At 38.4% G+C, this 11,997-nt stretch carries 10 protein-coding genes; 9 read left to right on the top strand and 1 reads right to left on the bottom strand.

What is annotated here, in order from left to right; translation table 11 throughout:
• Positions 1-123 precede the first annotated feature (123 nt).
• The 3 genes from NST66_RS24730 to NST66_RS24720 all read left to right on the top strand — a co-directional run bounded on the left by NST66_RS24730 (position 124) and on the right by NST66_RS24720 (position 2,795).
• Positions 124-1,314, top strand: a complete 1,191-nt coding sequence (locus NST66_RS24730; protein ID WP_028412033.1) for a PDZ domain-containing protein — start codon at positions 124-126, stop codon at positions 1,312-1,314.
• Positions 1,315-1,340: 26 nt separating this feature from the next.
• Positions 1,341-1,565 carry a DUF2198 family protein gene (locus NST66_RS24725; protein WP_028412034.1) on the top strand — a complete coding sequence of 75 codons (225 nt, stop codon included), beginning with the start codon at positions 1,341-1,343 and terminating at the stop codon, positions 1,563-1,565.
• A gap of 315 nt (positions 1,566-1,880) precedes the next feature.
• Complete coding sequence (locus NST66_RS24720; RefSeq protein ID WP_028412035.1) at positions 1,881-2,795, top strand: proline dehydrogenase family protein; 915 nt, start codon at positions 1,881-1,883, stop codon at positions 2,793-2,795.
• Positions 2,796-2,859: 64 nt separating this feature from the next.
• Here the strand turns inward: NST66_RS24720 and NST66_RS24715 are convergent, their stop codons facing one another.
• Positions 2,860-4,521, bottom strand: a complete 1,662-nt coding sequence (locus NST66_RS24715; protein WP_033580415.1) for a sigma-54 interaction domain-containing protein — start codon at positions 4,519-4,521, stop codon at positions 2,860-2,862.
• Positions 4,522-4,856: 335 nt separating this feature from the next.
• Here NST66_RS24715 and uvrB point away from each other — a divergent pair, with 335 nt between their 5' ends.
• The 6 genes from uvrB to NST66_RS24685 all read left to right on the top strand — a co-directional run bounded on the left by uvrB (position 4,857) and on the right by NST66_RS24685 (position 11,852).
• Positions 4,857-6,836, top strand: a complete 1,980-nt coding sequence (gene uvrB, locus NST66_RS24710; RefSeq protein WP_033580416.1) for an excinuclease ABC subunit UvrB — start codon at positions 4,857-4,859, stop codon at positions 6,834-6,836.
• A gap of 6 nt (positions 6,837-6,842) precedes the next feature.
• Positions 6,843-9,719 carry an excinuclease ABC subunit UvrA gene (gene uvrA / locus NST66_RS24705; protein WP_028412038.1) on the top strand — a complete coding sequence of 959 codons (2,877 nt, stop codon included), beginning with the start codon at positions 6,843-6,845 and terminating at the stop codon, positions 9,717-9,719.
• 87 nt (positions 9,720-9,806) lie between these two features.
• The gene (locus NST66_RS24700; RefSeq protein ID WP_013059730.1) at positions 9,807-10,118 is read left to right on the top strand and encodes a hypothetical protein; all 312 of its coding nucleotides are present in this window, start codon (positions 9,807-9,809) and stop codon (positions 10,116-10,118) included.
• Positions 10,119-10,156: 38 nt separating this feature from the next.
• Positions 10,157-11,248: a DUF4097 family beta strand repeat-containing protein gene (locus NST66_RS24695; RefSeq protein ID WP_028412039.1), complete on the top strand. Its 1,092-nt coding sequence runs from the start codon at positions 10,157-10,159 to the stop codon at positions 11,246-11,248.
• Positions 11,249-11,289: 41 nt separating this feature from the next.
• Entirely contained in the window at positions 11,290-11,484 is a 195-nt protein-coding gene (locus tag NST66_RS24690; protein ID WP_013059728.1) for a PspC domain-containing protein, read from the top strand.
• Between the two features lie 2 nt (positions 11,485-11,486).
• A complete protein-coding gene (locus tag NST66_RS24685) occupies positions 11,487-11,852 on the top strand; it encodes a phage holin family protein (RefSeq protein WP_013059727.1) in 366 nt (121 codons plus the stop codon).
• Positions 11,853-11,997 lie beyond the last annotated feature (145 nt).

Below are 11,997 nucleotides of genomic sequence, written 5' to 3'. Positions count from 1 at the left end.
TTTTTTAGTAAAAACAACATTGTCGGTTAGTGATGCATTTTGATAAAATAAAGAAGCCTATGATACATAACAATCAATCGTAAATGTTGTAATAAAAATGTGAAAAATACAGGTGGTGAAAAAATGGATTTTGCATTAGAGCTTTTAAAAGGTATCGGGCGTTTATTTTTGCACCCGTTAACTTATTTATTTCTGCTCGTCTCGTTTTTTGTAGGTCTTTCTCGCGTCAAGAGAGAGCGTCAGAATTTTCATGTTCGCGTGTTTGATTTTATTTTAGAAGCAAAATATTTATTTTTTCCAGGTATCATTATTGGTTTGATTTTATCCGTTGTTACCGTGTTGCTAGGTGTCTATGTATCTATAGGAACGATTGTACTTGTAGCTGTTTTAACTTTTATCATAAGCGGCCCGTGGACGTTTAAATGGCTTTCTCCTTCTTATACCGTAGGACTGGCTGTGCTTGCGACCTTGCTTATTCCTGCAGCTGGTTTCGGTGAAGGATTTATTCAAACGTGGTCTGTGCAAGCTCATAACGCAGATTTACCTTCTCTTACTATTTTAATGTCGCTGCTTGTATTAGCAGAAGGATATTTAATTTGGAAGTTTGGAGCAAAAGGTACGTCTCCAGCCATTGTGAAAAGTAAAAGAGGGCAGGAAATTGGGGCTCATTATTCTCAAAAATTATGGGTTGTTCCGCTTTTTGTCTTAATTCCAGGCAGCGCCATTACGTCTGTGTTTCCATGGTGGCCTGTGTTATCTATTGACGGAACATCATTTAGCCTGTTTTTTGTTCCTTTTGCTATCGGTTTTTATCAGCGAATTCAAAGTATGGTTCCATTTAAATCTATTGAATTTACCGGTAAGCGTGTATTAGCATTAGGCGTGGGATTAACGATTATTACAATTGCTGCTATTTTTTATCCTCCTGCCGCTGTCGCTGTTGTTATTCTAGCGATCATAGGAAGAGAGTGGATTCGTTTGCAGCAGCGTCGAAGCGATGAAAAAGCGCCCGCACTATTTACTAAGCGTACACAAGGTTTGGTTGTGTTAGGAATCATCCCTCATTCTCCGGCAGAGAAAATGGGTTTGAAAGTAGGAGAAGTGATTATTAAAGTAAATGGAATCGCTATATCTGAAGTCCATAAATTTTATGAAGCATTACAAGTGAATAACCGTGCTTTTTGTAAGCTAGAAGTTATTGACGAAAATGGAGAAGTTCGCTTTACTCAGCGAGCATTGTATGACAACGAACATCATGAACTAGGTATTTTGTTTGTACACAATTATACAAAACGTAATTCACAAGCTGGTTAAAAGACGGATAAAAAGGAGAAATGTTTGTGGAAGTCAAAACGATTGCCGCAGTTTTTCTACCCGCCATATTGCTTGTTCTGTTTGCTAGAGTAACATATAACCTATATGTTGCCACAGCGCTGACGCTTTTGTTGATAGCTGTTTCTGTATATAAAGGGTACGCAGATTATCCGCTTATTATTTTAATAGATTTACTTTCAGCAGCCATTGGTTTTATATATGCAAAAGGCATGCTAGCAGCTGGAAAATAAAGATTGTTGCTTTGATGATAAGTGAATCGTCCTATTATCAAAACGTACGCAAAAGCTCTCTACGAAATGTGGAGAGCTTTTTTATGTCGAAAAACGAGTTAGAACTCATAACACTGTTGTTACGGTTCCATCGATAAATGAGTATAATTAAATTAATTATACAAATATGTTTGTAAATAAAATAACTTAAACAATTTTGTGTAAATTATTTTAAATGTGTGTACAAATATGTAGTTGGGGTATAGAAAAATAAAGAAATTAATCTGAAAATTATATTTATTTTGATTTTTAAAAATAGAAGGAGGTTTAGTATCGATGGAAGTGTTAATGAGAACGATGTTTCAGTCGCTTGGCAAAAATCATTCAATGAATAAATTAGCTAAAAAGTATGGATTGCGGATGGGGGCAGCTCGTTTTGTTGCTGGAGACTCAATTGAATCAGCAATTCAAACATCCAAGGAGCTTAACAATGGTGGGAAAGTTGTGACACTCGATCATTTAGGCGAATTTGTTTTTACAGAAGAGGAAGCTAGGTTATCTACAGCCATGTGCATTCAGACACTAGAAGCCATTGCAGCATCGGGCGTTCAATCAAATTTATCATTAAAGATGACTTCTTTAGGATTGGATATTAGCAAAGAGCTTTGTATGGAAAATATGCGCAGAATTCTACACACAGCCAGAGTGAATGATATTTTTGTTCGAATTGATATGGAAGACTACTTGCACTGCCAAATCTCCCTTGATATGTATAAAGAATTACGCAAAGAATTTGATAATATTGGAATTGTGATTCAAGCGTATCTTTATCGTACAGAACAAGATATGAATGACTTACATCAATATCAAGCCAATTTACGTCTGGTAAAAGGAGCTTACAAAGAATCGCCAGAAGTATCGTTTCCGGAAAAGAAAGACGTAGATGAAAACTATAAAAAAATCATTAAAATGCATTTATTAAATGGACACTATACAGCTGTAGCAAGTCATGATGAGGAAATGATTCAGTATACAAAACGATTAGTAAGAGAAAACGGCATTTCAAATGATCAGTTTGAGTTCCAAATGCTTTATGGAATTTGCGTAGAGCTACAGGATCGTCTGGTCAAAGAAGGATATAAAGTCAGGGTTTATGTTCCTTACGGAATTGATTGGTTTGGGTATTTCATGAGACGCCTAGCCGAACGCCCCGCCAACGTATGGTTCGTATTAAAAAATTTCTCCAAATAAGTTCAGTCCAAGAAACATAAAAAATTCGACACAAGTATCCTGAGCTTCGTGTCGAATTTTTTAATTAGTTTAATCCGTATTCTTTGATTTTGTTATAAAGGGTGCCGCGCGAAATGCCAAGCAGATCTGCTGCTGCACTTTTGTTTCCATAGGTTTTTTGAAGAGTCTCTTCTATTAGCCTAGCTTCTTGGAGAGAATCTTCTTCTTTTTGAACTTCTGTGAAAGAACTGGCATCCTTCAGATTGTCAGGAAGGTGCGTAAGGGTAATCAACGACTGATCACTAAGAAAAATCATTCGTTCAATCGTATTTCTCAGCTCGCGAATATTTCCTGGCCAATCGTATTGCATAAAGGCTTCGAGAACTTCAGAGCTGATGAAAGGAGCCTTCTTTTTATACTTTTTACTAAATTCCTGTACAAATTGCTGCGTTAATGCTTCAATGTCTTCTTTATGGTCTCGAAGCGGCGGAATGATAATATTAATGACGGTCAGCAAATAGTAAAGATTTTCATGGAATTCACCGGCTTTTAGCAACTCTTCCAAAGGCGTCGTAGTAGAGGCTACAATTCGGGTTTGGACTTGAATTTCTTCCGTGCCTCCAACGTGATAAAAGGCTCGTTCTTCCAAGTAACGGAGAAACTTAACTTGAATTTCAAGAGGCATTTTATCAATTTCTTCAATAAATAACGTCCCGTTATGAGCCTGCTCCAGTTTTCCTGCAATGGTCGTTGGATCTTCTGAAAAGACGTCTTTTTGATGACCAAAGAGTTCAATTTCCAGAAGTCCAGATGGAATAGTGGCGCAATTTAAAGATAAAAAAGGTTCTTTATGTTTGGATCCCCCGTAGTGGATGGCCTGAGCCAGCATTTCTTTCCCAGAACCAGGTTCTCCTGTTAATAAAATAGGCATATCTGTAGATGCCACTTTTTTGGCAATGTCAACGGCTTGCTTAATTTCAGGACTGATACCCGCAAAAGAAGAAAATGGATTATCTTTCGGAATGAGAAGAGATACATCAATTTCTTCATTTAGTCTTACAATATTGGTAATGTCATGTTCGGTTGCGACTCCACCTATGACTCGGTTGTTTCTTATAATAGGAGATGCATTGATGAGCACGTGAGTTTGTTCATTAGGACGATGATACGTTCCGCGCACAGGACGCCCTTCATTTAGAATCGTATGTAGAATGATGGATTCATCTTTAAAATGCTCTCCGATTTTTCTACCAATAATATTATCTCTCTGAATCTTATACGTATGTTCCGCAGCAGTATTCCACAAGATTACATTTCCTTCATGATCGACCGCTGTCACTGCATCATTAATGGTTTCTGCCAATGTATCAAAATAGGAAGCTAATATCTCATTTTGGCTATGCAAATGTGTAATCCACTGTGAAGGTGTTACAAGTCCTATTGTGGTTTCTTGGTTTTCTGCTTGAATGAGGACTGGTCTATTCCAGTTTGTGTTGGCTTGTAAATTGGCTAACGTAGAAGTAGAAGATGAAGGCCAATTTGTGTCCGCTATTACTTTTTTAATGGACGATGCCTCGTCATGACCTGTTAAAAGGTATCGTTCATCTTTTTGTATTACATAAAAGGTACTTGCTGTGACTACAACGAAATCATAGTTGGAAAGTTCAGATTTCACTTTAGCTAAAGAAGTTGATTCTTCAACTGTTATAAAGGAGTTATTTATAAGAACTTGATCAACGCTTGCCATACTAAACCCCTCTCAGTACATATTTTTTATACTGTATCATAATTTAGAAATTGGCGCAAAAGCCTATCTTTTTCAAACAATTAGGCAGCTTACTTTCTTTTATTGCTTTCATCTAAAGAGTTGTATTCCCCTCGAAAAGGGTAGTATAAGAATTTAGTGGGTAATAAAGTAACAGGGTAAAAAATCAAAACAAACAAACACTATATAAGATTAATACTCATTAGTTTCATTTATGAGTATAAAGTGATAAAATACGAATATCAGTTCGTGTTTTCGGTTTTTACATATCGTAATAAAAATAGATAAAACAAGAAAATAGAAACGGAGGCCTTCATTTGAAAGATCAGTTTGAATTAGTATCCCCATATCAACCGCAAGGTGATCAGCCAAAGGCAATTGAAAAGATTGTGAAAGGAATTAAAGAAGGTAAGCAGCATCAAGTATTATTAGGTGCTACAGGAACGGGAAAAACCTTCACTATGTCTAATGTTATTAAGGAAATAAATAAGCCGACATTAATTATGGCTCATAACAAAACGCTTGCTGGTCAATTGTACAGTGAGTTTAAAGAGTTTTTTCCTAATAATGCAGTCGAATACTTTGTCAGTTACTATGATTACTATCAGCCTGAAGCTTATGTACCTCAAACAGATACATTTATTGAAAAAGATGCAAGCATTAATGACGAGATTGATAAACTTCGTCACTCGGCAACTTCTGCTCTTTTTGAACGAAAAGATGTCATTATTATTGCCAGCGTATCCTGTATTTATGGATTAGGGTCTCCGGAAGAATACAAAGAAATGGTCGTATCTCTTCGAGTAGGAATGGAAAAAGAACGCAATCAGCTGCTTCGTACGCTAGTGGATGTACAGTACGAAAGAAACGATATTGACTTCAAGCGCGGAACGTTCCGCGTTCGCGGTGATGTTGTTGAGATTTTCCCTGTGTCTCGAGATGAACACTGTATTCGCGTGGAATTTTTCGGGGATGAAATTGACCGCATTCGCGAAGTCGACGCCTTAACAGGAGAAATTATTGGAGATCGTGAACACGTGGCTATCTTCCCGGCATCTCACTTCGTCACGAGGGAAGAAAAAATGCGTGTGGCCATTCAAAACATTGAAAAAGAACTAGAAGAACAGCTAGAGAAGTTAAAAGAAGCAGGAAAGCTTTTAGAAGCGCAGCGCTTGGAGCAGCGCACTCGCTACGACCTAGAAATGATGAGAGAAATGGGATTTTGTTCAGGAATCGAGAATTACTCTCGTCATTTAACGCTTCGTCCGGCTGGTTCTACACCTTATACACTGCTGGATTTCTTCCCGGAAGATTTCCTTCTTGTGGTGGATGAATCCCACGTTACCATTCCTCAAGTTAGAGGAATGTATAATGGAGACCAAGCGCGTAAACAAGTGTTGGTGGACCATGGTTTCCGCTTGCCGTCTGCATTAGATAACCGTCCGCTTAAATTTGATGAATTTGAACAGCATATTAAACAAATCGTCCATGTTTCAGCAACACCAGGTCCTTACGAACTTGAGAAGGCGCCTGAGGTGATTGAACAAATTATCCGTCCAACGGGATTATTAGATCCAAATATTGAAGTTCGACCAATTGAAGGGCAGATTGATGATTTAATTGGAGAAATTCACGACCGGATTAAGCGAAATGAACGAGTGCTCGTCACGACGTTAACAAAGAAAATGTCTGAGGATTTAACGAACTACTTAAAAGAAATTGGCATTAAAGTTCAATATCTTCACTCTGAGGTGAAGACGCTCGAGCGTATTGAAATTATCCGAGAGCTGCGGCTTGGAAAATATGATGTGCTCATAGGGATTAACTTACTTCGTGAAGGTTTAGATATTCCAGAAGTTTCGTTAGTAACCATATTAGATGCGGACAAAGAAGGATTCTTGCGTTCAGAACGATCGCTTATTCAAACCATCGGACGTGCTGCGCGAAATGCTAATGGACATGTCATTATGTATGCAGATCGCATCACAAACTCCATGGACATTGCTATCAATGAGACCAAGCGTCGTAGAAGTATTCAAGAAGCTTACAACGAAGAGCATGGTATCACACCGACAACGATTCAAAAAGAAGTTCGAGGCTCAATTCGTGCAACAGTAGTAGCAGAAGATACAGAAACGTATGAAGAAGCACCGGCATTTGATAAACTCAATAAAAAAGAAAAAGCAAAGCTCGTAGAAGAAATGGAACAAGAAATGAAAGAAGCAGCCAAAGCGCTTAACTTTGAACGCGCAGCTGAGCTTCGTGACTTGATTCTAGAATTAAAAGCGGAAGGGTGATAAAACATGGCGATGGAAAAAATCGTGGTAAAAGGTGCACGAGCCCACAATTTGAAAAATATCGATATTGAAATCCCGCGAGACAAATTAGTGGTATTAACAGGGTTGTCAGGTTCTGGTAAATCTTCTTTAGCTTTCGATACAATCTATGCTGAAGGACAAAGACGTTATGTCGAGTCACTTTCGGCGTATGCAAGACAGTTTTTAGGTCAAATGGATAAGCCAGATGTAGATTCGATCGAAGGATTGTCGCCTGCTATTTCAATCGATCAAAAAACAACGAGCCGAAACCCTCGTTCAACCGTCGGAACTGTGACCGAAATCTATGACTATTTGCGCCTTTTGTTTGCTCGTGTAGGAAAGCCGATTTGTCCTAATCATGGAATTGAAATTACGTCTCAAACGATTGAGCAAATGGTAGATAGAATTTTAGAGTACCCTGAACGTACAAAACTTCAAGTACTGGCCCCTGTGGTATCTGGCCGAAAAGGCACCCATGTAAAAGTATTAGAAGATATTAAAAAGGAAGGGTACGTTCGCATTCGAGTAGACGGAGAAATGCGTGAAATAACAGAAGAAATTGAATTGGAAAAAAACAAAAAGCACTCCATTGAAGTAGTGATTGATCGCGTTGTTGTCAAAGAAGGTGTAGCCGCTCGTTTGTCGGACTCTTTGGAATCAGCTCTTCGCCTTGGAGATGGGAAAGTAATTATTGATGTAATAGGTGAGGAAGAATTACTTTTTAGCGAGCATCATGCTTGTCCAAAATGTGGCTTCTCCATTGGAGAACTTGAGCCCCGCATGTTTTCATTTAATAGTCCGTACGGGGCGTGTCCGACGTGTGACGGGTTAGGAACGAAATTGGAAGTGGATAAAGATTTAGTGATTCCTAACTATGACTTAACACTTCATCAGCACGCAATTGCACCTTGGGAGCCAACAAGTTCTCAATACTATCCGCAGCTGCTTGAAGCCGTATGTACACATTACGGCATCGACATGGATGTGCCGGTTCGAGATATCCCGGAACATTTATTTGATAAAGTATTATATGGCAGCGGTAAAGAAAAAATTTACTTTCGCTATGAAAATGATTTTGGCCAAGTAAGAGAAAATCATATCGAATTTGAAGGTGTGCTTCGGAACGTAGAACGCCGTTATCATGAAACAAGTTCTGATTATATCCGTGAGCAAATGGAAAAATACATGGCTCAGCAAGCTTGTCCAAAATGTAAAGGAAATCGTTTAAAACGCGAAAGCTTAGCGGTGCTTATTGACGAAAAGCATATAGGAGATACAACACGCTTTTCAGTAAAAGAAGCATATGACTTTTTTGAAAGTCTCAGTTTATCTGAAAAAGACATGAAGATTGCGGATATGATACTGCGTGAAATTCGTGAGCGTCTAAGCTTTCTCATTAACGTGGGACTTGATTACTTAACATTGAACCGCTCTGCTGGAACTCTTTCAGGAGGGGAAGCGCAGCGCATTCGCTTGGCTACTCAAATCGGTTCTCGTTTGACGGGGGTTCTTTATATTTTAGATGAACCTTCTATCGGTCTTCATCAACGTGACAACGATCGCTTAATTCGCACAATGCAAGACATGCGCGATATTGGGAATACGTTGATTGTTGTAGAGCATGATGAAGATACGATGATGGCAGCTGATTATTTAATTGATATCGGACCAGGAGCGGGCGTACACGGGGGTGCCGTTGTTTCTCAAGGCACGCCTCAGGAAGTGATGGATGATGAAAATTCCTTAACGGGTCAATATCTATCAGGAGAGAAGTTTATTCCACTTCCAGCCGAAAGACGTTCGATAGATAAAGATCGGATGATTGAAATTATAGGAGCAAAAGAAAACAATTTAAAAAATGTAAAAGCAAAGCTTCCGTTAGGTGTATTCACAGCTGTTACAGGTGTATCTGGATCAGGTAAGAGTACGCTTGTAAATGATATCCTTCACAAATCATTGGCGCAAAAGCTGCATAAAGCAAAAAGCAAAGCAGGAGAACATAAAGAAATCAAAGGCATTGAACATTTAGATAAAGTCATTGATATTGATCAGTCTCCCATAGGCCGTACGCCTCGTTCAAACCCTGCAACCTATACAGGTGTATTTGATGACATTCGAGATGTATTTGCCCAAACAAACGAAGCAAAAGTGCGCGGATATAAAAAAGGCCGCTTTAGCTTTAACGTGAAAGGCGGCCGCTGTGAAGCTTGTCGAGGAGACGGTATTATTAAAATCGAAATGCATTTCCTGCCAGATGTATACGTTCCTTGCGAAGTCTGCCACGGCAAACGATATAACCGGGAAACTTTAGAAGTAAAATACAAAGATCAAAACATTTCAGATGTGTTGGATATGACAGTTGAAGACGCGCTTCACTTCTTTGAAAACATTCCAAAGATTAAGCGGAAGCTGCAGACCATTTACGATGTAGGACTTGGCTATATCACGCTTGGACAGCCGGCCACTACTTTATCGGGTGGAGAGGCCCAGCGTGTAAAGTTAGCTTCAGAGCTTCACCGTCGCTCAACAGGAAGAACGCTGTACATTTTAGACGAACCGACTACCGGTCTTCATGTCGATGATATCGCACGTTTATTAAAAGTGCTTCAGCGTTTAGTTGAAAATGGAGATACAGTTCTAGTGATCGAACATAATTTAGACGTGATCAAAGCAGCTGATTATCTACTTGATTTAGGGCCTGAAGGTGGAGATAAAGGCGGACAAATTGTGGCTACGGGTACGCCAGAAGAAGTGGCGAAAGTAAAAGAATCCTATACGGGCCATTATTTGAAGCCAATTTTAGAACGTGACCGTAAGCGTATGGAGAAAAAAGTTGAAAAAGCAGAGGCATTAACTCGTTAAAAGACACCAGCATTGGTGTCTTTTTTATAAAGAATGAAACTTTTTAACTCATTAAAACGTAATACATGATATAAGGAGCTGATTATTATGGAAGGAAATCGCATACTATCTTCCTTAAATTATTTTAGCGTTTTCTTTGCACCATTTTTATTACCTATTATTATTTATTTTGTTGTTCATAACATAGAAGTAAAGAAACATGCAAAAACTGCATTTTTGTCACATTTATTACCTATCGCTACAGCGATCTTGTTCTTATTTTTCTTGCTTCCTGCTCTTACTGGCTCTAGTGGAACGGTATTTATTCTTTTAATTGTAGCTTTAGTTGTTGTTTCTTTAGTTAATGTTGTTGTGTTTGTATGGAATATTGTAAAAGGGATACAAATATTAAGCAGATAAAAGTTAAATGACTAAAACGTAAAGAGGAGATGGAAGGTATGAGTGAAAAGCGCAAACAAATTTTACAGATGGTAGAAGAAGGGAAACTTAGCGTAGATGAGGCTTTAACCTTGCTGAATTCACTGGAAAAAGACTCAGCTAATGACTCTTACTATGCTACGCCTGATAAAGCTGAGCTATCCCCTTATGTAGGAGGAAAACAGAAAAAAACGTACGCTTCTAAGTCATCTCAAAGCTCTTTAAAGGAAAAATTATTTACATTTGTAGATCAAACGGTAAAAAAAGTAAAAGAAGGAGATTTAGATTTTAACTTTGGTCCTTCGATTGACGTTCAGCACATCTTTCAGCAATCAGAAGCATATATTCAAGAGATTGACGTAGATTTAGCAAATGGAAGCGTTCAACTCCGACCTTGGGGAAGTACAGAAGTACGAATAGAGTGTGAAGCTGCTATCTACAAAGTAGAGAATTCGGATGAAGCGCGCCGCACTTTCTTGCAGCATACCGCATTTTCCATCGAAAATGGCAAACTGCGCTTTGCAATTCAGCAAAAGCAAATGAAGGTGAAAGCGATTATTTATATTCCAGAAATGGAATATGAACGCGTCAAGCTCCGTATGTTTAATGGTTCAATCGATGGGGAAAGACTAAGCGTACGAGACCTGAAAGCCAAAACAGCTAATGGCACCATCCGCTTTTACGATGTGAATAGCCATTCTCTTGAAATGGAGACATCAAACGGGCATATGGAACTTTCTCGAATACTCGCTTCGAAATGTGAGCTTGAAACAATCAATGGAACGGTTAAATTTGATGGAGATACAAAAAAGATTGATGTTCAGACATTTAACGGGGATATTGATACGTATTTAAAAGGAGAGCGCATTGAAAAAGCATTTTTCAAAACGACTACAGGAAGCATTACGCTCTATACGCCGTCCCACCTCTCCGTTGATGGAGATTTGAAATCTAACTTTGGGAATTTTACGTGTACACTTCCTGAGATGGAAATAGTAGATGAGAAAAAAGAAACGGTGATGAAACAACTTCGTTTCAAAGCAAATGTCGCTTCGCCGAAAGGCTATAAATTGTTAGCTGAATCCAAAACAGGCTCAATTGTTATAAAATAGAAAATGCTTGTTTTAGTAAAAAAACAAAGGAGATGATTAACGTGCGAAAGTTGTATCGTTCGCGAACAAATCGCAAGCTTGCGGGTGTTATCGGCGGTATTTCTCAGTATATCGGAATAGATGCTTCACTACTCCGCGTATTGTTTATCATCAGTTTATTTTTTACAGTAGGTACTCCGGTCATTTTATATATGATTTTTGTGTTTTTAGTTCCAAATGAAGAAGGAGATTTCTAAAAATGTTATTGCGTGGAATCATTAGTATTTTAATCAATGCCCTCGTATTAATCGTAATCGCAGGTTATATTGACACCTTTCACTTGGAATCGGTCAGTGCAGCTATTATCGCGAGCTTAATTCTATCGATTTTGAATGTGTTTGTTAAGCCGATTTTAATTTTACTTACCCTGCCGGTGACATTTCTTACGCTTGGCCTATTCTTATTCGTCATTAATGCCATTACGCTGATGATTACACAAAGTGTTATGGGAGATTCTTTTAATATTGACGGGTTTGGTACAGCGCTTTTAGCCTCGGTAATTATGTCGCTTCTAAATGCGCTTATTCAACGAGTGATTGTTGAACCGCTTCAAAATAGAAGATAACTTTCTTGCAATATTTAATTTTCTAAAAAAGATGGTAAGGCGATGCAGCCTATGCCATCTTTTTTTTCTTTTCTTTCTGTATTAATGATAAAATAAAGTGGCTAGTAGAACCAAACGCGACATAAAAGCGAGAGTTGGATATACT

This window comes from Priestia sp. FSL W8-0524 (assembly GCF_038005965.1).
Classification (GTDB): domain Bacteria; phylum Bacillota; class Bacilli; order Bacillales; family Bacillaceae_H; genus Priestia; species Priestia zanthoxyli.
Note: the sequence above shows the minus strand (reverse complement) of the source record. Positions and strands in the feature narration are given on the sequence as shown.

Bases quoted from the DNA above. Each gene is read 5' to 3' on its own strand.
- NST66_RS24730 (WP_028412033.1), top strand. From the start codon at position 124: ATGGATTTTGCATTAGAGCTTTTAAAAGGTATCGGGCGTTTATTTTTG.
- NST66_RS24720 (WP_028412035.1), top strand. From the start codon at position 1,881: ATGGAAGTGTTAATGAGAACGATGTTTCAGTCGCTTGGCAAAAATCAT.
- NST66_RS24715 (WP_033580415.1), bottom strand. From the start codon at position 4,521: ATGGCAAGCGTTGATCAAGTTCTTATAAATAACTCCTTTATAACAGTT.
- uvrA (WP_028412038.1), top strand. From the start codon at position 6,843: ATGGCGATGGAAAAAATCGTGGTAAAAGGTGCACGAGCCCACAATTTG.
- NST66_RS24700 (WP_013059730.1), top strand. From the start codon at position 9,807: ATGGAAGGAAATCGCATACTATCTTCCTTAAATTATTTTAGCGTTTTC.
- NST66_RS24695 (WP_028412039.1), top strand. From the start codon at position 10,157: ATGAGTGAAAAGCGCAAACAAATTTTACAGATGGTAGAAGAAGGGAAA.
- NST66_RS24685 (WP_013059727.1), top strand. From the start codon at position 11,487: ATGTTATTGCGTGGAATCATTAGTATTTTAATCAATGCCCTCGTATTA.